This window comes from Pseudomonas sp. IT-P294 (assembly GCF_949767865.1).
GTDB lineage: Bacteria > Pseudomonadota > Gammaproteobacteria > Pseudomonadales > Pseudomonadaceae > Aquipseudomonas.
In genome coordinates this window covers 81,648-104,135 of the sequence record NZ_CATKQW010000011.1, presented here as the reverse complement: position 1 = coordinate 104,135, position 22,488 = coordinate 81,648, and the positions used below count along the sequence as shown (strand labels likewise).

Here is a 22,488-nt window from a genome sequence, read left to right as displayed (position 1 = left end):
CAACGCTCGCTGTGAAAATCAAGCGCACCATTGCAGTGCAAATTCTTGGCGAAAATCCGTTTCCTCAACTAGGGTATTTACCGAACCCAAACTGCCTGATTCATTGGCGGTCGCCTGATCAAGGAGAGATAGATGACATCCATTCCTCAAGCTGAAAAAACCTATCGCACCTGGTCCAGCCCGATACTCCTTGAACTCAAGAAGCGAGAGCATCAGCTAGAGCCTGTCGCGCGGCAGGCTCTGCAAAATATCCTGATCGAGAGAAGGTTGATAAATGCCGGCAATCCTTCTGGCCTGGATCGGCGCCAACCAACCTCCTGACGGCTCTCCACAGCCGGCATCGACCCGCCCTTTTCTGCGGACGGCCTGTTCATCGGATACTTCAGGCGCACCCTTGCGGTAGTGGCCAGTAGCCGCTACACGTTAAGGAGAATTCGAAAAGGAGTACGTGAAGATGATTCCAAGATTCGCTGTTGTTCCTGCAATCCCCACGGAAACGGGATCGACGCGCAACGGATCGCGCTTCTACTGCAAAACTGCATCGATCGGATTCAACCTTTATGACAATGAAGAAAAGCGACGACTACCCACTCACTATGCAACCAGGGAAGACGCCGACAAGGAATGCTTGCAGCTCAACGATGAGTGCCTTCAATGCATGCGGGTTGAGCGCTCCGGCGTCAACTCGCCAAAATATCGAACATGACGGGATAAAAAACTTCGCGTTTCGAGGAAGTTGATAAAAGTCCGAAAACCGAGGGAACTGGCACTACGCCACTAATGTCGTAGTGGCAGCACCAGGAGAATCGGATGATCCGCCGTCGACATTTTCAAATCACTTACAGCCTAAAAAAGAGTCGTCATATTTTTGTTCAACCCGACTCACACATGACCGACGCCGACGCATGGTATTACGCATGCCTGCACTCGGGGATCGGGCTTTCGTATGGGGAAAACCACGATCAGCAAAACGAAGAAGCGCTTCGAGTCCACGCCCAGGCGTCAGGGTTGATGCAGGTCAGTTGGGAGGAACTGCCATAAAGGCAGGCATGGATCACCTAAGTGCCGCCGTCCACGCTTTCTATGGCTTTTGAAAATGCCGTGCCCGCTTGCCGCACCAACTCGCGCCATTCCGCACTGTTGATCAGCCCGGTACGCTCCATCTCGTCAGCAGCCTTGAGCAACTCGTCGTACTGTTCTTCGCAATCCATACGAAGTTGCGGCTCGTTCAAGATTTTGTACCAGGTATCCAGGGCATCTTTTTTCAAATCGTCATTCATCGCCACACTTCCAAGGACAGTCTTTCTCTTGGAAGGCGCCTGATCGGTCAGTGTTCCTCGGCTCCGACATACGGCACTGATAAATGAAGTCGCCATTGAGCGATCTCTACAAGCAGCTGCGAACCGCCTTGCGCATCGCGTCCGACTTGGCCCACGGTGGTCCCTGGTACAGCGAAATGCGACTGCCGTCCTTATATTTCACAATGTCCAGAATCTCGTCAGCCGTGATAATGCTCGGCGCTTTGATCCGGTAGCCATTGGAAATCGGGGTCTGAGTCGTTTTGGAGATTTGCTGCTGCCACAGCGGTAGAACGCAGGCGGCATAGTCCTTGGGTATCTTGTTACTGTATTTGCTGAGGTTAGGCTCGCCTGGCACCAGGGATGCCGGCAACGAACAACCTGCCAGCATCACCACCGCAATTCCCCCAATCCACATCCGCATGACGCTTCCTTATCCCGAAAAACGGGAAATGTAGCGCGTAGCGGTCCAGACATCCATCGGAATAACGTCAGGAGTTGATGTTGTTCTCACCAAGGTCTGGGTATGACCTTTTGTTCAAATACGTCATCCATCGTTCATACGCTTCATGTTGCCATTGAGTGACCCGTTCCCACTCCGGGCCGCTTAGTTGATGGGCAGAAATCAGTTTCATCATTTCCGTGGTTGCAGCGTCCAGATCAACAATCAACTCATGCGCATGAAATCTGAAATCATCGGTATTCGACATTTGATATGGCCTCGCCCTAGCGAAAATTCACTTCATCACTACGACATCACGCTGGCTCAAACCCACTCATCTTCCCGACCAATGGAAACCCTTCCCTCTCCCGTGGATCAGACGAACACACATTTCGCCCCAGCCAAATGGGACTACGCTTTTCTTAGCGGAGTATTGCAGGAGATCATCATGTGGCTTAGCGAAGATGAGAACCAACTTCGGCGTGACCTGCAAGGCGTTGCGTCGGACCTGAGGTGGTCGGCAGTGGAACTCTTGCGCATAGCAGAGCAGTTGCGCCTGGCCGGTAATGATGTGGATGCACAAGCAACGCAGAAGCTGTGCGAATTGTTTCAAGGTGATGAAGAGCGACTGGCGGGTTATGCCGAAGAAGTCAAAGCAAAGGTGATCAGACGAACGAAAGCTCACTGACGGGAGTGTTGCCATGAACACGCCTCTATTGGCGCTGGTTGTCGTGCTGGCGGCGACGGCTGGCTGCAGCAGTGATTCACATGTCTATCGTGATCAGCCGCTGGTTGCCAAAGTCGAGACCGGCATGAGCAAGGATCAGGTCGAGCAAATTGGCGGCCAGCCTTCAGCGATAAGCGAACGCACCGTGGTGCCTGGCACCTGTTTTGATTACAAGCTCAAGCAGGCCGGCCAACAGAAGCCGTACAACATCAGCTTCGATGACCGGGGCAAGGTCGACCACAAAAGCTTCATGACCTGTGCTGAATGGAGCAACGCACAGCAGAGAGCCAGGGAGCCCTCGCACAGTACGGGCGGCGGGGGTTACTGAACACCTCGCTGCGCTTGCCCGTTAACTGGAAACGGGATGGTTACAGGTGTTCCGCCATTTATCCGCGAACGTAATGATGGCGCTGCTCTTGAGCTCAGGCGTATCGAGGACAGGCTGGCTGTACGCTTCGTTGATCAGCATCGCGCCTAACTTGTCGTGGTCAGGGTTACCCGATTTCACCGCCAGCGGACGGTCCTTGGACTGTAATGCGGTTCGCTTGGGAACGTTTTGGGGTTGGGGACATATCCGTTTCTGCGGTCATGGCGGATATTGGTTCCGCCCTGACGGCGGGTCACTTGGAAGAGCGCCAAGTAACCATGCGCATGCGCCCCTGACGTACGGTGCCTCGCCTAGGCTCGGCATTCCCTCACTCCGGTCCTGCTCCGTGGGCCCGCCGCCATCGGCCATCCATGGCCGGGGGCGGCTAACCCGGCATCCATGCCGGGTTGCCCACTGCGCAGAACCTGCGTTCGGCCTTCCGATGGGGCAGATCAAGATCAAGATCAAAAGCTAAAGGCGAGCTAACGCTTGACCTGATGAGTGGTGAGAAGCAACAGCGGTGCGCTGGTCTGCTCTGCTTTAGGTGGGAGTGAGCCTGCTCGCGATGCTGTTGATCTTGGCTGTTGATCGTTCCCACGCTCTGCGTGGGAATGCATCCCGTGACGCTCCGCGTCACCATCGCGCAAGACTCGAGCCTGGTGTCGACAGCGGAACGCAGAGCGTCCCCGGCGGCATTCCCACGCGGAGCATGGGAACGATCACGACCATCACGACGCGCAAGCGTTGAGCAAACAGGCCGGCCCGTAGGCCGCCTCGCTTTGCTTTGGCGGTGCACGCCCCCTCGAGAGGCCGAGCGCAGGTTCTGCGCAGTGGGCACCGCGGCAAGGATGCCGCGGTAGCCGCCCCCGGCCATGGATGGCCGATGGCGGCGGGCCCACGGAGCAGGACCGGAGCGAGGGCATGCCGAGCCTTAGCGAGGCACCGAACGTCAGGGGCAAAAGCGCTTGGTTACTTGGCGCTCTTCCAAGTAACCCGCTGTAAGAGCGGAACCAATAGCCGCCGTTACCGCAGAAACGGATATGTACCCAACACCCAACACCCAACAACAAAACGTTCTTAGGCGAACAGCATTACCCGTTTACCCAGACTTTGAGCCCAAGCTCATTCTGACTTCTGACGTTGTGTCGACCGCGCTCTGTAGGCTGGAAGCGCTGCCGCGAACGCCAGTGCTTCTTCTCGGCTGGCAAATGCACCAAGACGGTCACCTTTGGTGCATACCCTCCAGGGGCCGTTATTTACGCTGAGTACGTCATAACCATTCATGTGCATTTTATTCAGCATCGGAACGCTCATAGTCACCTCCTTTTAGGCAGTGATACGCCGCCATTGACGGGATTACCTTACACCCGCCCTACGCTCGAGTGCCGACCAGACGTCGCGCCACCGTTTTGTCATTGCGTTACACTTTTTACCTCCACGAAGGCTCCAACCCTTGAAACACGGGCTTGGGCCTGAATATTGCATTTTTATGACTGTTTTATGACAGGCGGCGGTTTAGTAACAGATGAAAGTACGCGCAACCGTTATTTGCGAGCAGGACCGGCATGTACTCCTGGTGCGTAAGCCCAGGTGTCGCTGGACGCTGCCCGGCGGAAAAGTCGAGCGCGGCGAAACCATTGTCGACGCCGCCACCCGAGAACTTCAGGAAGAAACCGGATTAGGTGTCGACAGCATGCTGTATGTGATGGAGCTGCAAACAGGCAGCACTCGACACCATGTGTATGAGGCGTCCGTCCTCAACCTGGACGAAGCGCGGCCGCAAAACGAAATTTTCGATTGCATGTGGTATCCGCTGGACGCAGTGCAGAACCTGAACACAAGCGACGCCATACTCAAAATCATCAAGGCGTTTCAGCGCCGCTTGTAGTGTTGCCCAGGCCTAGGCTTGGGCCAACGCTGTGGCGGCCTTGTCGATGAACGCGGCAATCTCGGCCGGCATCGAGGCAAGGGATGCATGACTGGCATTCAGGGTCAGGATCTCCCGGGCATTCAGCCGCCCTGCCATCCATTGCTGGTTTTGCGGGGCGATCATCCGGTCATCGCTGGAGACCTGATACCACGACGGTTTGGTCTTCCACGCTACCGTGTTGATGGTGTCGCCGAACGTGCTGGCCAGCGGCGCTTTCTGGGTCAGGCCCATGACCAATCCTTCGGTTGCCGGCAGGTCCTGGCAGAAACTTTCGTGGTAGAGCTCGGGTTTGACCCACAAGTACCCGTCGCTGTCGGGCGCCAGGTTGGCCGCCGCCACGGGTGGATGCTGCTGGGTAATACTGCCGGGGCTTTCACCGGCGTCCGGGGCGAATGCCGCGATGTACACCAGGCCCACGACATTCGGTTGATCGCCCGCCTCGGTAATCACTGCCCCGCCGTAGGAGTGCCCCACCAGCAACACGGGCCCCGGCACTTGAGCGACCATCTTGCGGGTGCGCTCGGCGTCGTCGGCCAAGGAGGTCAGCGGCATCTCGACCGCCCGAATCTTCGTGTAACCCTTGCGCAACAGATCGGCGATGACCTTATTCCAATGGGCGGCACCGCCCCAAAAACCATGAACCAGCACGACAGTGGGTTTTTCGCTCATCACGGGACTCCTGTTTGTGCGTTGTATTGGTGAGTCGCATCAGCCTTGGTCGCCGCCGCCCACTGGCATGATCATGCCGGTGATGTACGAGGCTTCGTCGCTGGCCAGAAACAGAATAGCGCTTGCCTGCTCATCCAGCGTGCCGTAGCGCTTCATCAAACTGCTGTCGAGCGTCTGGTCGACAATCTGCTGATACCACACCTGTTCCTCGGCGCTCTGTTGCGCACTGTTGCGTGGAATCACCCGTGGCGGCGCTTCGGTGCCGCCCGGTGCCGTCGCGTTGACCCGCACGCCACGACCGGCGGTTTCGAATGCCAGGCAAGCGGTCAGCGCATTCACCCCGCCCTTCGCTGCGCCGTACGGCACGCGATTGATGCTGCGAGTGGCTATGGACGACACGTTGACGATGGCGCCGCTGCCTTGTTCAAGCATGAACGGCAGCGCGGCGTGACAGCACCATAACGTCGGGAACAGCGAGCGGCGCACTTCAGCTTCAATCTGCTGTGCTTCGTAGTGCTCGAACGGCTTGGCCCAAATCGTCCCGCCGACATTGTTGACCAGCACGTCGAGACGTCCAAAGCGCTCGACGGCAGTGCGCATCACGCGGCTGCATTCCTCGTATTGTTCGAGGTCGGCTGTCAGCGCGAGCACCTGGCAGGTCTGCCCCAGTTGTTGCTGCACCTCGAACACCAGATCCGAGCGGTCCACCAGAATCAGTCGCGCACCTTCGGCGGCCATGCGCTCGGCCACGCGCCGGCCAATGCCTTGCGCAGCGCCGGTGATCAGCGCGATTTTTTCGTGAAATCTGTTCATGTCTACCTCATGGAAAAACACTGACCTGCGGGAGCGGCGCTGTCCCTGCAATGCCTGACTCAAGCCGCGCTGGCGGCGAATTTCTCGTAGTAGAAGTTCGCTGGCGCGACGCCTTGCTCGCGAATGAACTGACTGACCGCCTCGACCATCGGCGGTGGGCCGCAGAGGTAGACGTCGACGTCGCCATCGTTCAAATGCCGTGGCTCGATGTGCTGGGTGACGTAGCCCTTGAGCGGGTGCTGGCTGTCGGGGTTGGCAACACAGGCACTGAAGCTGAAATTGGGGATTCGCGCGGCAAAGGCTTCGAGTCGGTCGAGTTCCACCAGGTCGAAATCGTTGGTCACGCCGTAGATCAGATGCAGCGGGTACTCACTGCCCTGCTCGGCGATTTTTTCCAGCATGGCGGTGAACGGAGCCAGACCGGTGCCGCCTGCCAACAGCAACAACGGCCGGCGGATATCGCGCAGATAGAAACTGCCCAACGGTCCGGCCAGACGCATGCTGTCCCCCGCCTTGGCCATGCCGGTGAGGAAGCTGCTCATCAAGCCGCCGGGCACGTTGCGGATCAGGAAACTGACCTCGCCGTCGCGCTGCAACGAGCTGAACGAATACGCGCGGGTCTGCTCGCTGCCCGGGATACCAAGGTTGACGTATTGCCCGGGCAGGAACGCCAGTTTGCTCAAGGCTTCGCCCTTGATCGACAGCGCGATGGTGCTGTCAGACAGCTGCCGCACGGCGCTGATCGTGGCGTCGTAACTGGCCTGCTGCGTCCGGCACACCTGCGATGATGTCGGCACGCGCACCACACAATCGCTCTGGGCGCGCATCTGGCAGGTCAGGACAAAACCTTGTGCGGCTTCTTCGGCGCTGAGCGCGTCTTCGATGTATTCCTCGCCCAAGTCATAACGACCGGCTTCGGCGAAGCATTTGCACGTGCCGCAGGCGCCGTCGCGGCAATCCAGCGGAATGTTGATGCCCTGGCGATACGCGGCATCGGCCACGGTTTCGCCGACATTGGCGTCGATGAACCGGGTGACGCCGTCTTCGAAATTGAATGCGATGGAATGAGTCATGACGGTCGCCTCACAGGTGGTAGACATCGATGACCTGGCGAACGTAATCGTTCTTCAGGATCACTTTCTTGGCCTTGATAAGCGGGTTTTCACCGCGCACATCGAGGGTGTAGAAACTGCTGCCGAAATAGCTGTCGACGGTCTTGTAGCGAAAGCTCAGGGTGTGCCAGTTGAAGCGCACCTTGCACAGTCCGTCGGCCTGTTCGAGCAGCTCGATGTTGCTCAGGTTGTGCGAGGTCCGAGTGTCCGGAATGCTCGCGCTGGAGCGCTCGGTCTTGATGCGGAAGATGCGGTCTTCCAGGCCGGTGCGATTGCCGTACCAGATCAGCGAGATCTCGCGCTGCGGGTCTTCGGTCAACTCGTCGTTGTCGTCCCAGGACGGCATCCAGAACGAGGCATCGACGGCGTACATTTCCAGCCAGTCGTCCCACTGCTTGTCGTCGAGGTAGCGCGCTTCGCGGTAGAGAAAATCGCGCACGGCGTCATAGGTGATGGTCATTGCACGGCCTCCACAGCGATCAATTCGGACTGTTCAGCAGCCAGGGCCTTGAGCATGGTTTGCTGCCAATACTTGTGTTGCAACACGAACAGGCCTTCGTCTTCGGTGCGCACGCCGCTGAGCAGCGGATGCAAGTCGATCTCTTTGGCCGCCTCATCGGCGCCCTCGACCCAGTGCTCGGCACCACGGGACATGTCGTTCCAGGTGGTGACGCTGCCCTGATAACTGGTCTGGCAGGAGCGAAACTCTTCCAGATCGTCCGGGGTGGCCATGCCGCTGACGTTGAAGAAATCCTCGTACTGACGAATCCGGCTCGAACGTGCGTGGTCGCTTTCACCTTTGGGGGCGATGCAGTAAATGGTGATTTCCGTGCGGTTGACCGAGATCGGCCGGGCGATGCGGATCTGCGAGCTGAACTGATCCATCAGGTACACGTTGGGGTACAGGCACAGGTTGCGCGAGTTCTCGATCATCCAGTCGGCACGGGCCTTGCCGAAGTCACGGGCCAGCTCGTCGCGGCGCTCGTACAGCGGACGATCCTCGGGGTTGGACCAGCGGGTCCAGAGCAGCATGTGGCCCTTGTCGAAGGAGTAGAAACCACCGCCCTGCTTGGCCCAGGTGCCAGCGCTCATGGTCGGATTGGCGTCACCGGCCTCGCGCTGTTTGCGCTGGTTCTGGGTGGCGGCGTAGTTCCAGTGCACGGAGCTGACGTGATAACCGTCGGCGCCGTTTTCAGCGGTGAGCTTCCAGTTGCCTTCGTAGATGTAGGTGGAAGATCCGCGCAGCACTTCCAGGCCGTCGGTGGACTGGTCGACAATCATGTCGATGATCTTGGCCGACTCGCCCAAGTGTTCAACCAGCGGCACCACGTCGGCCTTGAGGCTGCCAAAGAGGAAGCCACGATAGGATTCAAAACGCGCGACTTTGGTCAGGTCGTGGGAGCCTTCGCAGTTGAAACTCGCCGGGTAGCCCGCCGCTGCCGGGTCTTTGACCTTGAGCAGCTTGCCGGAGTTGTTGAAGGTCCAACCGTGGAACGGGCAGGTGTAGGAGCTTTTGTTGCCGGTCTTGTGCCGGCACAGCGTCGCACCGCGATGGCTGCAGGCATTGATGAACGCGTTGAGCACGCCGTCCTTGTTGCGGGCAATGAAGACCGACTGGCGCCCCATGGTGGTGGTGTAGAAATCGTTGATGTTGGGGATCTGGCTTTCGTGCGCCAGGTACAGCCAGTTGCCTTCGAAGATGTGTTCCATCTCCAGATCGAACAAACGCGGGTCGGTGAACATCTCACGCTTGCAGCGGTAGATGCCCTGCTCTTTGTCATCTTCAAGCAGGGAGTGAAGGTATTCGGGTCGCAGGGACATGGCCGCCGCCTCCATTGTTTTTATTCAGGCAGGGCCATGCTAGGACGCAGGGATGGGACGGACTATCCGCTGGGTGCAGACCTGTATCCGTTTACTGCAATGGGGGGGGGTGTTCATGATCGTTTTGATTATGATCGTTCCCACGCTCTGCGTGGGAATGCAGCCCGGGACGCTCTGCGTCCCAAGAGCGGACGCAGAGCGTCCATTGAGGCATTCCCACGCAGAGCGTGGGAACGATCAAGAGAAAAGAATTCAGGGGTTCAGTATCGGCGCTTGAGGGTGTCGGAGGGCAGTTCGCCGAACTGTTTGCGGTAGCTGTCGGAGAACCGTCCCAGGTGCAGGAAACCGTAATCCATGGCCACTTCCGTGACGTTGCGCACGTTGCAGGTCGGGTCGCTCAGGCACAGGTTGATGCGCTCGAGCTTCTTCTGCCGGATGTAGTTTTTCGGTGAGGTGCCGGCATTGCGCTCGAACAATCCGTACAGCGAACGCAGGCTCATTTGCGCCTGGCGCGCCAGCTCTTCGCTGTCGATGTCTTGTTTGAGATGGCGTGCGATGTAATCGGCAATCACTTCGAACGTGGCCGACGGCGAGCCGAGGCTGCTGCGCATGACGTTGGTCTTCATCAGGCTCAGCATCTTGCTGACGATGATCTGCGCGTAGTGCTCTTGCACCCGGGGAATCTGCTCGGTGGCTTCGGCTTCCTGGCAAATCATCGCCAGCAGACTGACGAACCCTTCCAGCTCATTGAGCTGATAACGGTTCTCCAGAAACCTCACACCCTGCCCCGGATAGCGCCAGCGCTGCTCCTCGCACACTGCCTCAAACAGGCGAGTGGGCACTTTGAGGATGAATTTCTCGCAATCGTCGGAGTACGTCAGGTCGACCGGATCGTCAGGATTGATCAGCAGCAATTCACCCGGCGCAAAGTAGTGTTCCTGACCGTGACCACGCCACAGGCAGTTGCCGCGCAGCAACACTTGCAGGTGATAAATGCTTTCGAGCGCGCCCGAAGTGACCCGAACGCTGGCGCCGTAGCTGATGCGGCACAGGTCGAGGCTGGCGAATTTACGGTGATCCAGGCTGGCCAGTGGCTGGCCGACCCTGGGCATCAGGATGCAATGGTTGCCGACATGCTGATTGACGTAACCCGACACTGCGTAAGGGTCGGCGTGGTCGAAAATTCTGCTGCGCTGACTCAACAGTTGCGCGTGCATCATCGGGCTGCTCTCGTTGTTGTTATCGATTGCGTCGGGCCATTCTAGGGCAGAGCTCGCATCAATGGTCAGTTCACCGACCTGTGGGAGCGAGCCGGCTCCGGGCGGCGCTCCGACGATAGGGCCATCAGCCTCAACATCAACGTTGACTGATACACCGCAATCGCGAGCAGGCTCGCTCCCACAAAGATTCGGCAACTCGCCGCAATCAGTCCTCGAGTGCGCGAACCCGTTCCATACGCTGTTGCTCTTGCGGCTGAGCAGTCGATTGCAGGGTGAAATCGAAGTCGATTTCGGCAAACCGGCCGCTGACTCCATGCGCCGCTGCACGCTGCGGGTCGTCGCTGAAGGTGATGTGGGCAATCAGCTCGTCGCGCGTGGCGTAGGCGAAATCGTCGTGCAGGTACTTATCACCGTCGAGGTTGATCTGGGTGGTCAGGTGACGATGATCCGGCGCAGAGATGAAGAAGTGAATGTGCGCCGGACGCTGGCCATGACGGCCCAGTTGATCGAGCAATTGCTGGGTCGGACCGTCCGGCGGGCAGCCATAACCCGACGGCACGATGCTGCGGAAACGATAACGACCCTCGGCATCGGTAACGATACGGCGACGCAGGTTGAACTCGGACTGGGTGGTGTCGAAGTATGAATACGTGCCGCCCGTGTTGGCGTGCCAGACATCCACCACCGCACCGGCCAATGGCTCGCCAGCGGTGTTGCGCACTTGGCCTTGCATGAACAGGACCACGCCCGGATCGACGCCATCATCGAGTCGCGCTTCGCCTTCAGACAACGGCGCACCCGCCACATACAGTGGGCCTTCGATGGTCCGCGGGGTGCCACCGGCCTTGCCGGCCTGCTCGTCTTCGGCGTCCATCAGCAGGTCCAGGTAATGTTCCAGACCAAGCCCGGCCACCAGCAATCCGGCTTCCTGACGCGCGCCCAGCACGTTCAAGTAATTGACCGCTTTCCAGAATTCTTCCGGGGTCACGGCCAGGTCTTCGATGATGTTCACCGAATCACGCAGGATGCGATAAACCAATTCTTTGGCCCGTGGGTTACCGGCCTCGTTAAGCAAGCCGCTGGCGTCTTCAAGAAACTTCTGGGCGCTGGCAGTGTGGGAAATCTTCACGTTCATGGGGGATCCTCATCTTGTAATTATTGGCGTAGCAAACCGAGCAGGCTGGGCTCAGCGGTCATCGTCTCGAATGGAAGAAGGATGTCGGCACATCGCGTCGACCTCGATCGCCATGTACGGGAACAGCGGCAATTGCATCAGCAGGTCGTGCAGCTCCTGGACACTGTCGACGTCGAACACGCTGTAATTGGCATAGTGCCCGGCGATGCGCCACAGGTGACGCCATTTGCCTTGTTCCTGCAGGCGTTGGGCCAGGGCTTTTTCGTCGGATTTCAGCTTGGCCGCCGCTTCCGGATTCATGTCGACCGGCAGATTCACGGTCATTTTGACGTGGAACAACATGATGCTCTCCTCAGGCTTGATGAATGGAAGTGGATGTCTTGTCGCGACGGAAAAACGCCAGGCGTTCTTCATCCAGACTCAGGCCCAGGCCCGGCGTGTTCGGCACATGCAGCTCGAAATCGCGGTAGACCAGCGGCTCGCTGAGTATGTCTTCGGTCAATAGCAACGGGCCGAACAATTCAGTGTCCCAGGCCAGTTTATTCAAAGTGACAAAGGCGTGGGCCGAGGCCAGCGTGCCGATGCCTCCTTCCAGCATAGTGCCGCCGTACAGGCCGATACCGGCGGCTTCGGCGATGGCGGCTGTGCGCAATACAGCACGTGGCCCGCCGTTCTTGGCGATTTTCAAGGCAAACACTGACGCAGCACCGTCACGTGCCAGATTGAAGGCGTCTTCTACGCATTCGATGGATTCATCGGCCATGATCGGCGCCGGGCTCATGGCATTCAGGCGCACCATGCCGGCGCGATTATTGCGCGAGATCGGTTGCTCGATCAGGTCGATGCCGTTGCTGCCCAGAATCCGGCAGGCGCGCAAGGCGACCGCTTCGTCCCAGGCCTGATTGACATCGACCCGCACGCTGGCGCGATCGCCCAGGGCTTTTTTGATAGCAATGACGTGGGCCAGGTCGCGATTGACTTCGCCGGCCCCGATTTTCAATTTGAAAATGCGGTGGCGACGCAGGTCGAGCATTTTTTCCGCTTCGGCGATGTCCTTGTCGGTGTCGCCGCTGGCCAGGGTCCAGGCCACGGGCAGCGCGTCACGAACGCGACCGCCAAGCAACTCGCTGACCGGCAGGCCAAGGCGCTTGCCCTGGGCGTCGAGCAACGCCGTTTCGATACCTGACTTGGCGAAAGTGTTGCCACGAATGCTGCGCTCCAGGCGCAACATGGCGGCGTTCACATTGGCGCTGTCCTGACCGATCAGCAGGGGCGCAAAGTGCGTGTCGATGTTGGTCTTGATACTGTCCGGGCTTTCATTGCCATACGCCAGGCCACCGATGGTGGTGGACTCGCCGATCCCTTCAACGCCGTCGGCGCAGCGCACACGGATGATCACCAGGGTCTGGTGCTGCATGGTGTGCATGGCCAGTTTGTGCGGGCGGATGGTCGGCAGATCGACGATGATCGTCTCGATCGATTCAATGGCTGTTGCACGCATTTCGATACCCGTCAGGTTCTTGAAGTTCTGGAACGGATTCTCATACGGCTTTTTGCTGGCGGCCAATATAGAATTGGTCTGGCTCGATACCTTAAAGGTATTCAACTAATCAATGCCTGGAGGCCCCATGGAACTGCGTCACCTGCGCTATTTTCAGGTGTTGGCTCAAACCCTCAACTTCACCCGCGCCGCCGAACTGCTGCACATTGCCCAGCCGCCCCTGAGCCGGCAGATCCAGCAGCTGGAAGACGAACTCGGGGTGTTATTGCTCGAGCGTGGCCGTCCGCTGAAGCTGACCGATGCCGGGCGTTTCTTCCATGAGCATTCCAGTGCCTTGCTCGAACAACTGGCCAAGACGTGCGACAACACGCGACGCATCGGCCTGGGGGAAAAGACCTGGCTGGGCATCGGTTTTGCCCCGTCGACGTTGTACGGCGTGCTGCCGGAACTGATTCGCCGGTTGCGCAGCGGCGAACCCCTGGAGCTTGAGCTGGGGCTGTCGGAAATGACCACCCTGCAACAGGTGCAGGCGCTCAAGGCCGGGCGCATCGACATCGGTTTCGGGCGGATTCGCATCGATGACCCGGCGATCATTCAAACCGTGTTGACTGAAGACCGCCTGGTCGCCGCCCTGCCCGCCGGCCATCCGCTGCTGGCCGGGCCGATCAGCCTTCGCGAACTGGCCAAGGAACCCTTTGTGCTTTACCCCGGCAACCCCCGCCCCAGCTATGCCGATCATGTGATTGCGCTGTTTGAGTCCTATGGCGTGAGCATCCACGTGGCGCAATGGACCAACGAGCTGCAAACAGCGATCGGGCTGGTCGGTGCGGGAATCGGGGTCACGCTGGTGCCGGCCTCGGTGCAGTTATTGCACCGCGACGACATTGGCTTCACCCCGTTGCTGGAAGACAACGCGACCTCGCCGATCATCCTCAGCCGACGCGTGGGCGATGTGACGCCGGGGTTGAATCATTGTTTGAAGATGATTGATGAATTGCTGCCCCGGGACTAACCGGCGAAGGCCCGGCGTCCGGCGCGCATCTCGGTGCGCAACTCGCCAACGAAGTCAGAAATCGCGCGGATGCTGGTCAGTTGCGCCGGCGAGACGCAAGGGATCAGCAAGTCGATACGCCCGGTTGCCGGGTCGTAGACCTTGACCCGCAGCAATCCGTTGGGATTTAAGGTGCATTCGCAGGCAAGCGGCGCAAAACCGGACTCCACAATGCTGCAAAGGACTGAAATGGGCACCATGACAAACGCCTCCGTGGCTGATGATCAAATTCAACTCGATCAGCATAGACCCTCTTTCACGCGCCTGCGCCAGCGACCACCCACACGAAGTGTTAGCGGCTTCTCGTTCTGGCGAAGTTTTAGTGCGAGTCGCCATCCCAGATCCAGTTCCAGATTCCCGGCAGTTTCACGGCCTGGGAACTGTCGGTAACGGTGCGCGCCATGGCCGCCCGTTGCAGCGCCGCGGTGTCGTCATAAAACGGCTTCTGCGCCAACGGCACACCGGTGGCATTGGCACTGTCGAGCAGGATTTGCAGGTATTCGCGGGTATGCCGGGCGGTATATCGATTCAGGTCATGGAACGTCACCACCACCGGAATCACACCGTCCACCGTCGGCAATTCGCCCCGGGCAATCCGTTCCCGTACCTCGGACAGTTGGCGCAGCATGTTCGCCCGGCGCCGTGGGCTGGCATTGAAGCCCCAGATCTTGCCGTCATTGGCGCTCAGGTCGGTCAGCAACACGTGCATCCCGTGGCGCTGGTAGGCCGCGAACACACGTTTGTCGTAGTTCCAGAATGGCGGACGCACCAGGGTCGGCGGCGCGCCGGTGATCGCGGCAATGTCAGCACTGCCTTTACTCAGAGACTGCTCCAACTGTTCGGGAGTCAACGAACGGTGATTGGTGTGTGAATGGGTCGCGGTGTGGAAGCCCAGCACATGCCCTTCCGCTTGTTCGCGGTGCATGACGCCACGGCCGATGTCGCTGTCGCCGGCCCGAGGCGCGCCGGTCTGGACGAAAAACACCGCTTTGATCCCGGGCAGCACCGGGTTCTGGGCGAGGCTGTCGAGCACGGTCATGCTCGGGTTCCAGAAACTCGATGCACTGGGACCGTCGTCGAACGTCACCAGGAAGCGGATCGGCGCCTGATCGCGCAGACGCTGCTCGGTCTGCGGGGTCAGTTCGATGGGTGAAGCGATGCAGCCAACCAGCCCGACAGCGAGGGTGAGTGCGCAGAAAACCTTGAACAGCTGTTTCATGTTTTGCCTTGGGGCCAGACCGTCACGGTCATCACGTTAATTGGCAAAAACCCTTCGCCCATTCATCCATTGTCGGCCCGCAGGTGGCTGCAGGCCGAGGTTGGATCAGGGTACACAGTGTTTGGTTCCAGCGCTCACCCGCGTTGGTCTACTGCGTCAGTGACTGCTGGAACGTGTGGTCGATAATCGGCGAGGTGGCCAATGCCGTGGGCAGCGCCTTGACCTTGAACAGGAAGTCCGCCGTGCTCTGCAGGTCCGTGGCGGCCTGAGCATCCACCGGGCCAACGGTCATGTGTGCCTGACGCAACCAATGGCGGGACACGTTCTGGTCGAGGTTGGCCTTTTTCGCCCACAGGTCGGCATATTCGTCCGTGTGGTTGTCGACCCAGGCCCGAGCTTTTTTCAGGCGCACGAGGAAGTCGGCAATGGCTTCGCGCTTGCTCTCAATCGACGGCGTCGATGCTGCAATCGCGCTCAGGCCGGGCATGAGGTTTTTCGCCGTGAGAATCGGCCGAGCGCCGGAAAACAGAATCTGCTGGGAAATGTAGGGTTCCCACACCGGGAACGCATCGATGCTGCCCTGTGGCAACGCGGCAGCGGCGTCGATGGGCATCAGTTTGATGAAGTCGACGTAGTCTTCCGGTAGATCAGCTTTCTCCAGTGCGCGCAGGGTCAGTTGCTGGCTCCAGGCGCCAGGCCAGTAAGCGACTTTTTTACCCTTGAGGTCAGCGATGGTTTTGACCGGTGAATCCTTGGGCACCAGCAAGGCGATGGTGTCGGGGTTCTGCCGTGAGACACCGATCAATTTCACTGGCGCCTGTTTGGCGGCCAGGAACAGGAAGCCGGAATCGCCGAGAAAACCCACATCCAGCGCACCGGTACTTAGGGCTTCAGCCAGCGGCGCGGCGGCCTGGAAGTGTTTCCAGTCGACAGTATAGGACGCGCCTTCCAGCACACCCGATGCCTCCACCGAGGCGCGAACGTTGTAGTAGTTCTGATCACCGACATGCAAAACGACGGGTTCTGCGGCGTAACTCAGTGGCGCGGCAAACAAGGCGCTGGTCAGCAGACCACGCACGAATCGGGACAGGTTCATCGAAAGCTCCGGGGACGATATTTTCATAGACCCTAACGCTCTTAAAGCAGCCTTCATAAATTCGATTTCAGCATAAGCTCATGACCGGAAACAGGCGGTGTTTGCCCAGCAACAGCAAGCCAACAGACTGTTTTCAAGGCGACACCCCCAGGCCTCCCTCGCGCCGGCAACCTCCCTAAAACCTGCGATTCCCCGACATGGCACAGAGCCTGCAATATTCCTTTTATGCAGGACGCAGCCACAAAAAATAATTTTCTTAACATAAGAATCTCGCCGCCTTGCCCGGAGCCGCCCCATGAAACTGACCTTCCGCTTTCCCAACGTCAGGTACCTGCTCAGCGCCTGCGCACTGGCCCTGAGCCTGCAACCCGTGGCACAGGCAGCCGAAGCACCACCGGCCGAAGTGCACCTGGATTACGCCTATTACTCACCGGTGAGCCTGGTCCTCAAACACTTCGGTTTCCTGGAGCAGGCCCTGCCGCAGACCAAGGTCAGCTGGGTGTTGAGCCAGGGCAGCAACCGCTCGCTGGAATACCTCAACAGCGGCGGCGTCGACTTCGCTTCATCCGCCAGCCTGGCCGCCGTGCTCAGCCGCGCCAACGGCAGCCCGATCAAATCGGTCTACGTCTACAGCCGCGCCGAATGGACCGCGTTGGTGGTGCGCAAGGATTCCCCGTACAAAACCGTGGCCGATCTCAAAGGCAAGAAAATCGCTGCGACCAAAGGCACCGACCCGTACCTGTTTACCTTGCGCAGCCTGCAACAGGCCGGCCTGACCAAGGACGATGTCGAACTGGTGCACTTGCAGCACCCGGACGGTCGCACTGCGCTGGAGAAAGGTGACGTCGACGCCTGGGCCGGCCTGGATCCGCACATGGCCGCCAGTGAAGTCCAGGCTGGTTCGCGCCTGCTGTATCGCAACACGAATTTCAACAGCTACGGCGTGGTCAGCGTCACCGACACCTATGCCAAAGAACACCCGCACACCATCGAAACCGTCCTCAGTGCCTATGAAAAGGCCCGTGAATGGGCGGTGAAAAACCCGGACGAACTGGCGAAATTGCTCGCCAGCGAATCCGGGCTGCCATTGGAAGTGGCCAAGCTGCAACTGTCGCGCACCGACCTGAGCAGCCCGCAATTGACCGCCAAGGATGTCCTCGCGTCGAAGGCTGCCGCGCCGATTCTGGTCTCTGAAGAACTGGTTCGTCGCGGGGTCAATGTCGACCAGGTCATCGATCAGTTGATCGACACCGGTTTCAAGGAAACCGTAGCGCGTCAGTAACGATCGCCACCGTTGAAACCGAATCCGCGCCCGCTGCGGATTCGTCGTGACTGGAGAACCCCATGACCAGCAAAAGCAATAACCTGCCCGCCCCTCTGGCATTGCCTGCACCCCGTCGCCTGAGCACTGCCTGGCAACTGCGCCTCAAGGGCCTGGCGCTGCCGGTGCTGATCATCCTGCTACTGGAATGGGTCGTGCGCATCGGCTGGTTGCCGTCCTATCAAATGCCGGCGCCGAGCGAGGTCGCGTTGACCCTTGGCGATCTGGCCGAGGGTGCGTTGTGGAAACACATCAGTGCCAGCCTGCTGCGGGTGCTGCTGGGCTTTGCCATTGGCGCCAGCCTGGCCTTGGTGTTCGCCGCGTGGGTCGGTTTGAGCCGGGAAGCCGAGGCCTACCTGGAACCGACGTTCGCCGGTTTGCGTTCGATTCCGAGCCTGGCCTGGGTGCCGCTCTTGCTGTTGTGGCTGGGCATCGACGAGACCTCGAAAATCGTCCTGATCGCCATCGGCGCGTTCTTTCCGGTGTACCTCAACGGCGTCGCGGCGATTCGCGACATTGATCGCAAACTGGTGGAAGTCGGCCAGATGTACGGCTTCAGCCGCCGTCGCCTGGTCCGGCGGATCCTGTTGCCCGCCGCCCTGCCCGGCCTGTTCACCGGATTGCGCAGCGGCATGAGCCTGGCCTGGATGTTTCTGGTGGCCGCCGAACTGATCGCCGCGACCAAAGGCCTGGGTTATCTGCTCAGTGACGGTCGCGAGACTTCACGCCCGGACATCGTCCTGGCCGCGATCATCGTATTAGCGCTGCTGGGCAAGCTGAGCGACGGCATTCTCGCCGCACTGGAAAAACGCTTCCTGGCCTGGCGCGACACTTTCAACGGCCAAAGCGCAGAGGATTGAGCCATGCCTGAACACCTGCTGGACATTCGCGTCGAACGCAAAACATTCGCCACCACCACCGTCCTCAAAAACATCCACTTGCAGTTGCAGCCCCGAGAAACCGTCAGCCTGCTCGGCCCTAGCGGTTGCGGTAAAAGCACCTTGCTGCGGATCGTCGCCGGCCTGGAAAAAGACTTTCACGGCGAGTTGCGCAACACCGCAGGGGAAGTCGCCTTCGTGTTTCAGGAACCCCGGCTAATGCCGTGGCTGACGGTCGAACAAAACATTGGCTTCAGCGCTGACAGCCATTACGACAAGGCCTGGGTCGCGCAATTGATTGAAGAAGTCGGCCTCGGCGGATTCGCGCAGGCACTGCCAAAAGCTTTGTCCGGAGGCATGGCGCAACGGGTGGCGATTGCGCGAGGTCTCTACTCGAGACCGCAGGTTTTGCTCCTGGATGAGCCCTTCAGCGCCGTGGACGCGTTCACTCGGATGAAACTCCAGGACTTGCTGCTGCAACTGGCCGAACGTCACGCCATCGCCCTGCTACTGGTGACTCACGATGTCGATGAAGCCTTGTACCTCAGCGACCGGGTCTTGGTGATGGACAACCGCCCCAGCAGCATTCGTCAGGAGCTGGCCGTGGAACTGACGCATCCGCGTGATCGCCGAGACCCGCTACTGGCGCGCCTTAAGGCGTTGTCGTTGACCGAGTTGCAGCGTGCCCATGTGATTTGAACGCTGAGCGGTCCCTTGCATGTCAGGAATCAGGACAAGGTGTTGATTAATAAACTTGTTTTGAAGTCGATGGAACAGACAGACCTGTCTATACAACAGTTCTAGAAGCAATGTTATTGAACGACAGTATCGTTACAACAAGTGTTTCACATTTGAAGCGCTTGCCCCTGCGCGACATATAGAAGGTGTTCACCGCCTGTCTGACACTTTCAACGCCTTACATACATTTAATAACACTACCGATAGCATGCGCGCCGCATTCCCCTTGCAACACCAGTTGACCAAAGAGTCAACAAACAAGGAATCCCCTAATATCAACAAGCCTTGTAGAGAACCCCGTTGCGCGACGATCTTGCCATTAACCAAGTTTTGGGTCTGGAGTGTGTGTATCTGTCGCTGACAGAACGCTATCAACTCGACTGTTTCATCGGGCAGTACATAAGCACCCGAAACCTTCACTCAGTTCCCAATATCAGTGACATCCTTCGTTCAACCCTCGAAGCCTATTGCGCCACGCCACCAGTCATGGTCAACGAATTGAATGCATGGATCGACAGAACATTGGGCTATCGGGCGTTTCATCCCGACTTTGCGCCACTGGACGATCTTTGAATGTATGTTCATTTGACTGACAATTAAACTGAACGAACGCGACATCGTTGCACTCTGAAGAACAGGCCCATCAGGGCCTGTTTTTTTCAGCCCTCAACACTACACGGCACATTTGCCGCAGACGCCTTGAGTTCTCAATTCGACTTCTGCGCCAGAGCCCTGGCGGACATCAAAAGGAACACATGAGCGAACTCGTTCCCTATGCCGTGCACTATTTACTCGACGGCGTTCGTCAGCACTTTTTCAAACTGGCCGAGCAGTTCTCGGATGTGGATGCGATCCACTCAGCCTCCGCTCATGCTTATCCTCACGGTGACCAAAAGATCGCGACACATGCCACGCTTGAAGTTGCACGCTTGAAAGCCCAGCAACTGGGCATTACGCATGTACGCTGGAATGAAGCGATTTGATTGGCTGAACCGGCACTCATGAAAAAGCCCCGCTCTTAGGCGTAATGCTGTTCAGATAGTTTTGGGGTTGGGTACATATCCGTTTCTGCGGGCATGGCGACTATTGGTTCCGCCCTGACGGCGGGTCACTTGGAGAAGCGCCAAGTAACCAAGCGCTAGCGCCCCTGACGTACGGTGCCTCGCCTAGGCTCGGCATTCCCTCACTCCGGTCCTGCTCCGTGGGCCCGCCGCCATCGGCCATCCATGGCCGGGGGCGGCTAACCCGGCATCCATGCCGGGTTGCCCACTGCGCAGAACCTGCGTTCGGCCTTCCGACGGGGCAGATCGAGATCAAAAGCGGAAGGCGAGCTAACGCTCGACCTGATGAGTGGTGAGGAGCAACAGCCGTGCACGGTCCGCTTTATGTGGGAGCGAGCTTGCTCGCGATGCTGTGGATCTTGTTGTTGCTGTTGATCGTTCCCACGCTCCGCGTGGGAATGCCGCCGGGGACGCTCTGCGTCCCAGCTGTCGCCACCTGGCTTGAGTCTTGCGCAAGGGTGACGCGGAGCGTCACGGGATGCATTCCCACGCGGAGCGTGGGAACGATCAGGACGCGTAGGCGTTGAGCAACCAGGCCGGCCTGTAGGCCGCCTCGATTTGGCTTTTGCGGTGCACGCCCCCTCGAGAGGCCGAGCGCAGGTTCTGCGCAGTGGGCAACCCGGCATGGATGCCGGGTTAGCCGCCCCCGGCCATGGATGGCCGATGGCGGCGGGCCCACGGAGCAGGACCGGAGCGAGGGCATGCCGAGCCTAGGCGAGGCACCGAACGTCAGGGGCAAAAGCGCTTGGTTACTTGGCGCTTCTCCAAGTGACCCGCTGTAAGAGCGGAACCAACAGCAGCCGTTACCCCAGAAACGGATATGTACCCAACCCCAACCCAATACCGAAACTATCTAAGGCAAACAGCATTAAGGCAGTCATGCCGGGCTTTTAAGTTTTCGCCTACCATGTGCCCCTCCCGACAAAAAAAGGATGAATTGTGATGTCGAACACCGCCGAGCGAGTCAACATCATCGAATCACAGGTGTTGTCCCACGACTGGTACCTGCTGAGGAAAATCAGCTTCGACTACCAGCGCAACAACGGTGAATGGCAACGCCAGACACGCGAGGTCTACGACCGTGGCAATGGCGCCGCCATTCTGCTGTTCAACCGCGAGAAGAGAACGGTCGTGCTGACCCGCCAGTTCCGGCTGCCGGTATTCGTCAACGGCCACGATGGCTTGCTGATCGAGGTCGCGGCCGGATTGCTTGAGGGCGCCGATCCCGAAGAGCGCATCAGGGCCGAGGCCGAAGAAGAAACCGGCTATCGCGTTCACCATGTGCAAAAGGTCTTCGAGTCCTACATGAGCCCCGGTTCGGTGACCGAAAAACTGCACTTCTTCATTGCCGAATATGACGCCTCATCGAAAGTCAGTGATGGCGGCGGGCTGGAAGAAGAGACCGAAGAACTGGAAGTGTTGGAGTGGGCATTCGAGAAGGCGCTTGAGGCGTTTTATCGCGGGGAGATCTGCGATGCGAAGACCATCATGCTGCTGCAGTATGCGGCGATGAAGGATCTCTTCGGCCCCTCAAAATAAATCATCCATTCGGCTGGCGCCTGACCATTCGCATCCTTCCAGCGTCAGCAGCCGCTCTTTGGCCGCAAGCCCACCGGCAAACCCGGTGAGCTTCCCGGATGCACCGATCACCCGATGGCACGGTGCAACAATCGAAATCGGATTCTTGCCATTCGCCGCCCCCACTGCGCGCACCGCGCTCGGATGGCCAATCTGCTCGGCAATCTGGCTGTAACTGCGGGTCTGGCCAAACGGAATGGTCAACAGCGCCTGCCAGACCTTCTTCTGAAATTCGGTGCCGGCGAAATCCAGTTCCAGTTCGAACCGGCTGCGTGTTCCGGCGAAGTATTCCTCTAGCTGCTGAGCAGCGCGCACGAGGATCGGGTTATCCGGCGCCTCGTGCATTGGCCCCAGCCTTACCCTATTCGGCTTGTCGTTTTCCCAGAGGATGGCTGCCAGTCTTGAATCTTTCGCGACCAGCTTCAGCTCGCCAACCGGAGACGCCAGGGTAGTGAAGGTGTAGGTCATGCCGGCGGACTCCGCAGAAGGGCTGAACAGAGGCTCAGCATAC

29 protein-coding genes are annotated in these 22,488 nt (G+C 58.9%); 12 read left to right on the top strand and 17 right to left on the bottom strand.

The annotated features are described in order from the left end of the window. Window positions 1-132: 132 nt before the first annotated feature. Window positions 133-321 (top strand): hypothetical protein, encoded by a 189-nt coding sequence (locus ACM6I0_RS07965; protein WP_414921943.1) that lies wholly within the window; start codon window positions 133-135, stop codon window positions 319-321. A gap of 489 nt (window positions 322-810) precedes the next feature. After that, window positions 811-1,041: a DUF6555 family protein gene (locus ACM6I0_RS07960; protein ID WP_414921942.1), complete on the top strand. Its 231-nt coding sequence runs from the start codon at window positions 811-813 to the stop codon at window positions 1,039-1,041. A gap of 17 nt (window positions 1,042-1,058) precedes the next feature. On the opposite strand, the gene ACM6I0_RS07955 is transcribed toward ACM6I0_RS07960, so the two are convergent. From ACM6I0_RS07955 to ACM6I0_RS07945, 3 genes are all read right to left on the bottom strand, one after another. Further along, on the bottom strand, window positions 1,059-1,280 hold the full coding sequence (locus ACM6I0_RS07955; RefSeq protein ID WP_414921941.1) for a hypothetical protein: 222 nt from the start codon (window positions 1,278-1,280) through the stop codon (window positions 1,059-1,061). A gap of 106 nt (window positions 1,281-1,386) precedes the next feature. Next, the gene (locus tag ACM6I0_RS07950) at window positions 1,387-1,722 is read right to left on the bottom strand and encodes a hypothetical protein (protein WP_285434211.1); all 336 of its coding nucleotides are present in this window, start codon (window positions 1,720-1,722) and stop codon (window positions 1,387-1,389) included. Between the two features lie 67 nt (window positions 1,723-1,789). Continuing rightward, window positions 1,790-2,008 (bottom strand): hypothetical protein, encoded by a 219-nt coding sequence (locus ACM6I0_RS07945; protein ID WP_414921940.1) that lies wholly within the window; start codon window positions 2,006-2,008, stop codon window positions 1,790-1,792. Between the two features lie 180 nt (window positions 2,009-2,188). Between ACM6I0_RS07945 and ACM6I0_RS07940 the strand changes: the two genes are divergently transcribed. Beyond that, the gene (locus tag ACM6I0_RS07940) at window positions 2,189-2,428 is read left to right on the top strand and encodes a hypothetical protein (RefSeq protein WP_208667934.1); all 240 of its coding nucleotides are present in this window, start codon (window positions 2,189-2,191) and stop codon (window positions 2,426-2,428) included. 13 nt (window positions 2,429-2,441) lie between these two features. After that, entirely contained in the window at window positions 2,442-2,795 is a 354-nt protein-coding gene (gene osmE / locus ACM6I0_RS07935; RefSeq protein ID WP_285434208.1) for an osmotically-inducible lipoprotein OsmE, read from the top strand. A 1,161-nt stretch (window positions 2,796-3,956) separates the two neighbouring features. Here the strand turns inward: osmE and ACM6I0_RS07930 are convergent. Continuing rightward, the gene (locus ACM6I0_RS07930; RefSeq protein ID WP_208667931.1) at window positions 3,957-4,148 is read right to left on the bottom strand and encodes a DUF2188 domain-containing protein; all 192 of its coding nucleotides are present in this window, start codon (window positions 4,146-4,148) and stop codon (window positions 3,957-3,959) included. Between the two features lie 211 nt (window positions 4,149-4,359). On the opposite strand from ACM6I0_RS07930, the gene ACM6I0_RS07925 reads away from it, so the two are divergent. Then, a complete protein-coding gene (locus tag ACM6I0_RS07925; protein ID WP_414921939.1) occupies window positions 4,360-4,722 on the top strand; it encodes an NUDIX hydrolase in 363 nt (120 codons plus the stop codon). 12 nt (window positions 4,723-4,734) lie between these two features. Here the strand turns inward: ACM6I0_RS07925 and ACM6I0_RS07920 are convergent, their stop codons facing one another. The 9 genes from ACM6I0_RS07920 to ACM6I0_RS07880 all read right to left on the bottom strand — a co-directional run bounded on the left by ACM6I0_RS07920 (window position 4,735) and on the right by ACM6I0_RS07880 (window position 13,035). Then, on the bottom strand, window positions 4,735-5,433 hold the full coding sequence (locus ACM6I0_RS07920) for an alpha/beta hydrolase (RefSeq protein WP_414921938.1): 699 nt from the start codon (window positions 5,431-5,433) through the stop codon (window positions 4,735-4,737). A gap of 39 nt (window positions 5,434-5,472) precedes the next feature. Next, the gene (locus tag ACM6I0_RS07915) at window positions 5,473-6,246 is read right to left on the bottom strand and encodes a 1,6-dihydroxycyclohexa-2,4-diene-1-carboxylate dehydrogenase (protein WP_285432307.1); all 774 of its coding nucleotides are present in this window, start codon (window positions 6,244-6,246) and stop codon (window positions 5,473-5,475) included. 59 nt (window positions 6,247-6,305) lie between these two features. After that, window positions 6,306-7,319 carry a benzoate 1,2-dioxygenase electron transfer component BenC gene (gene benC, locus ACM6I0_RS07910; protein WP_285432309.1) on the bottom strand — a complete coding sequence of 338 codons (1,014 nt, stop codon included), beginning with the start codon at window positions 7,317-7,319 and terminating at the stop codon, window positions 6,306-6,308. 10 nt (window positions 7,320-7,329) lie between these two features. After that, window positions 7,330-7,818, bottom strand: coding sequence for a benzoate 1,2-dioxygenase small subunit (benB, locus tag ACM6I0_RS07905; RefSeq protein ID WP_285432311.1), 489 nt, complete (start codon window positions 7,816-7,818; stop codon window positions 7,330-7,332). After that, a complete protein-coding gene (gene benA / locus ACM6I0_RS07900) occupies window positions 7,815-9,179 on the bottom strand; it encodes a benzoate 1,2-dioxygenase large subunit (RefSeq protein ID WP_285432312.1) in 1,365 nt (454 codons plus the stop codon). Before benA ends, benB begins: the two co-directional genes overlap by 4 nt. Before the next feature lie 260 nt (window positions 9,180-9,439). Then, a complete protein-coding gene (locus ACM6I0_RS07895; protein WP_285432314.1) occupies window positions 9,440-10,399 on the bottom strand; it encodes an AraC family transcriptional regulator in 960 nt (319 codons plus the stop codon). A gap of 205 nt (window positions 10,400-10,604) precedes the next feature. Continuing rightward, a complete protein-coding gene (catA, locus tag ACM6I0_RS07890; protein ID WP_414921937.1) occupies window positions 10,605-11,534 on the bottom strand; it encodes a catechol 1,2-dioxygenase in 930 nt (309 codons plus the stop codon). Between the two features lie 51 nt (window positions 11,535-11,585). Beyond that, window positions 11,586-11,876 carry a muconolactone Delta-isomerase gene (gene catC, locus ACM6I0_RS07885; RefSeq protein ID WP_285432318.1) on the bottom strand — a complete coding sequence of 97 codons (291 nt, stop codon included), beginning with the start codon at window positions 11,874-11,876 and terminating at the stop codon, window positions 11,586-11,588. Between the two features lie 10 nt (window positions 11,877-11,886). Beyond that, entirely contained in the window at window positions 11,887-13,035 is a 1,149-nt protein-coding gene (locus ACM6I0_RS07880; RefSeq protein ID WP_285432334.1) for a muconate cycloisomerase family protein, read from the bottom strand. A 127-nt stretch (window positions 13,036-13,162) separates the two neighbouring features. On the opposite strand from ACM6I0_RS07880, the gene ACM6I0_RS07875 reads away from it, so the two are divergent. Next, on the top strand, window positions 13,163-14,047 hold the full coding sequence (locus ACM6I0_RS07875) for a LysR family transcriptional regulator (RefSeq protein WP_285432320.1): 885 nt from the start codon (window positions 13,163-13,165) through the stop codon (window positions 14,045-14,047). On the opposite strand, the gene ACM6I0_RS07870 is transcribed toward ACM6I0_RS07875, so the two are convergent. From ACM6I0_RS07870 to ACM6I0_RS07860, 3 genes are all read right to left on the bottom strand, one after another. Beyond that, window positions 14,044-14,286 carry a DUF1652 domain-containing protein gene (locus tag ACM6I0_RS07870; protein ID WP_285432322.1) on the bottom strand — a complete coding sequence of 81 codons (243 nt, stop codon included), beginning with the start codon at window positions 14,284-14,286 and terminating at the stop codon, window positions 14,044-14,046. The two genes, ACM6I0_RS07875 and ACM6I0_RS07870, sit on opposite strands and share 4 nt — an antisense overlap. A gap of 119 nt (window positions 14,287-14,405) precedes the next feature. Next, window positions 14,406-15,305, bottom strand: a complete 900-nt coding sequence (locus tag ACM6I0_RS07865; RefSeq protein ID WP_285432324.1) for a polysaccharide deacetylase family protein — start codon at window positions 15,303-15,305, stop codon at window positions 14,406-14,408. Between the two features lie 148 nt (window positions 15,306-15,453). Then, window positions 15,454-16,401: an ABC transporter substrate-binding protein gene (locus tag ACM6I0_RS07860; RefSeq protein ID WP_414921936.1), complete on the bottom strand. Its 948-nt coding sequence runs from the start codon at window positions 16,399-16,401 to the stop codon at window positions 15,454-15,456. A 295-nt stretch (window positions 16,402-16,696) separates the two neighbouring features. Between ACM6I0_RS07860 and ACM6I0_RS07855 the strand changes: the two genes are divergently transcribed. The 6 genes from ACM6I0_RS07855 to ACM6I0_RS07830 all read left to right on the top strand — a co-directional run bounded on the left by ACM6I0_RS07855 (window position 16,697) and on the right by ACM6I0_RS07830 (window position 21,938). Continuing rightward, window positions 16,697-17,683, top strand: a complete 987-nt coding sequence (locus ACM6I0_RS07855; RefSeq protein WP_414921935.1) for an aliphatic sulfonate ABC transporter substrate-binding protein — start codon at window positions 16,697-16,699, stop codon at window positions 17,681-17,683. A 62-nt stretch (window positions 17,684-17,745) separates the two neighbouring features. Next, on the top strand, window positions 17,746-18,582 hold the full coding sequence (locus ACM6I0_RS07850; protein ID WP_285432328.1) for an ABC transporter permease: 837 nt from the start codon (window positions 17,746-17,748) through the stop codon (window positions 18,580-18,582). A gap of 3 nt (window positions 18,583-18,585) precedes the next feature. Then, a complete protein-coding gene (locus ACM6I0_RS07845; protein WP_414921934.1) occupies window positions 18,586-19,299 on the top strand; it encodes an ABC transporter ATP-binding protein in 714 nt (237 codons plus the stop codon). Between the two features lie 339 nt (window positions 19,300-19,638). After that, a complete protein-coding gene (locus tag ACM6I0_RS07840) occupies window positions 19,639-19,911 on the top strand; it encodes a hypothetical protein (RefSeq protein WP_285432332.1) in 273 nt (90 codons plus the stop codon). Between the two features lie 182 nt (window positions 19,912-20,093). After that, on the top strand, window positions 20,094-20,321 hold the full coding sequence (locus ACM6I0_RS07835) for a DUF6555 family protein (RefSeq protein WP_285432333.1): 228 nt from the start codon (window positions 20,094-20,096) through the stop codon (window positions 20,319-20,321). A 1,020-nt stretch (window positions 20,322-21,341) separates the two neighbouring features. After that, entirely contained in the window at window positions 21,342-21,938 is a 597-nt protein-coding gene (locus ACM6I0_RS07830) for an NUDIX domain-containing protein (RefSeq protein ID WP_414921933.1), read from the top strand. Here ACM6I0_RS07830 and ACM6I0_RS07825 read toward each other — a convergent pair. Further along, window positions 21,930-22,445 carry a methylated-DNA--[protein]-cysteine S-methyltransferase gene (locus ACM6I0_RS07825; RefSeq protein WP_414921932.1) on the bottom strand — a complete coding sequence of 172 codons (516 nt, stop codon included), beginning with the start codon at window positions 22,443-22,445 and terminating at the stop codon, window positions 21,930-21,932. The two genes, ACM6I0_RS07830 and ACM6I0_RS07825, sit on opposite strands and share 9 nt — an antisense overlap. Window positions 22,446-22,488 lie beyond the last annotated feature (43 nt).

Coding starts and splice junctions, on each gene's coding strand:
- ACM6I0_RS07965 (WP_414921943.1), top strand. CDS start 133: ATGACATCCATTCCTCAAGCTGAAAAAACCTATCGCACCTGGTCCAGC.
- catC (WP_285432318.1), bottom strand. CDS start 11,876: ATGTTGTTCCACGTCAAAATGACCGTGAATCTGCCGGTCGACATGAAT.
- ACM6I0_RS07960 (WP_414921942.1), top strand. CDS start 811: ATGATCCGCCGTCGACATTTTCAAATCACTTACAGCCTAAAAAAGAGT.
- ACM6I0_RS07950 (WP_285434211.1), bottom strand. CDS start 1,722: ATGCGGATGTGGATTGGGGGAATTGCGGTGGTGATGCTGGCAGGTTGT.
- ACM6I0_RS07915 (WP_285432307.1), bottom strand. CDS start 6,246: ATGAACAGATTTCACGAAAAAATCGCGCTGATCACCGGCGCTGCGCAA.
- osmE (WP_285434208.1), top strand. CDS start 2,442: ATGAACACGCCTCTATTGGCGCTGGTTGTCGTGCTGGCGGCGACGGCT.
- ACM6I0_RS07895 (WP_285432314.1), bottom strand. CDS start 10,399: ATGATGCACGCGCAACTGTTGAGTCAGCGCAGCAGAATTTTCGACCAC.
- ACM6I0_RS07845 (WP_414921934.1), top strand. CDS start 18,586: ATGCCTGAACACCTGCTGGACATTCGCGTCGAACGCAAAACATTCGCC.
- ACM6I0_RS07880 (WP_285432334.1), bottom strand. CDS start 13,035: ATGCGTGCAACAGCCATTGAATCGATCGAGACGATCATCGTCGATCTG.
- ACM6I0_RS07830 (WP_414921933.1), top strand. CDS start 21,342: ATGTCGAACACCGCCGAGCGAGTCAACATCATCGAATCACAGGTGTTG.
- ACM6I0_RS07825 (WP_414921932.1), bottom strand. CDS start 22,445: ATGACCTACACCTTCACTACCCTGGCGTCTCCGGTTGGCGAGCTGAAG.
- benC (WP_285432309.1), bottom strand. CDS start 7,319: ATGACTCATTCCATCGCATTCAATTTCGAAGACGGCGTCACCCGGTTC.
- ACM6I0_RS07920 (WP_414921938.1), bottom strand. CDS start 5,433: ATGAGCGAAAAACCCACTGTCGTGCTGGTTCATGGTTTTTGGGGCGGT.
- benA (WP_285432312.1), bottom strand. CDS start 9,179: ATGTCCCTGCGACCCGAATACCTTCACTCCCTGCTTGAAGATGACAAA.
- ACM6I0_RS07925 (WP_414921939.1), top strand. CDS start 4,360: ATGAAAGTACGCGCAACCGTTATTTGCGAGCAGGACCGGCATGTACTC.
- ACM6I0_RS07930 (WP_208667931.1), bottom strand. CDS start 4,148: ATGAGCGTTCCGATGCTGAATAAAATGCACATGAATGGTTATGACGTA.
- ACM6I0_RS07855 (WP_414921935.1), top strand. CDS start 16,697: ATGAAACTGACCTTCCGCTTTCCCAACGTCAGGTACCTGCTCAGCGCC.
- ACM6I0_RS07870 (WP_285432322.1), bottom strand. CDS start 14,286: ATGGTGCCCATTTCAGTCCTTTGCAGCATTGTGGAGTCCGGTTTTGCG.
- ACM6I0_RS07850 (WP_285432328.1), top strand. CDS start 17,746: ATGACCAGCAAAAGCAATAACCTGCCCGCCCCTCTGGCATTGCCTGCA.
- ACM6I0_RS07875 (WP_285432320.1), top strand. CDS start 13,163: ATGGAACTGCGTCACCTGCGCTATTTTCAGGTGTTGGCTCAAACCCTC.
- ACM6I0_RS07860 (WP_414921936.1), bottom strand. CDS start 16,401: ATGAACCTGTCCCGATTCGTGCGTGGTCTGCTGACCAGCGCCTTGTTT.
- ACM6I0_RS07865 (WP_285432324.1), bottom strand. CDS start 15,305: ATGAAACAGCTGTTCAAGGTTTTCTGCGCACTCACCCTCGCTGTCGGG.
- ACM6I0_RS07835 (WP_285432333.1), top strand. CDS start 20,094: ATGAGCGAACTCGTTCCCTATGCCGTGCACTATTTACTCGACGGCGTT.
- ACM6I0_RS07940 (WP_208667934.1), top strand. CDS start 2,189: ATGTGGCTTAGCGAAGATGAGAACCAACTTCGGCGTGACCTGCAAGGC.
- ACM6I0_RS07945 (WP_414921940.1), bottom strand. CDS start 2,008: ATGTCGAATACCGATGATTTCAGATTTCATGCGCATGAGTTGATTGTT.
- benB (WP_285432311.1), bottom strand. CDS start 7,818: ATGACCATCACCTATGACGCCGTGCGCGATTTTCTCTACCGCGAAGCG.
- ACM6I0_RS07955 (WP_414921941.1), bottom strand. CDS start 1,280: ATGAATGACGATTTGAAAAAAGATGCCCTGGATACCTGGTACAAAATC.
- catA (WP_414921937.1), bottom strand. CDS start 11,534: ATGAACGTGAAGATTTCCCACACTGCCAGCGCCCAGAAGTTTCTTGAA.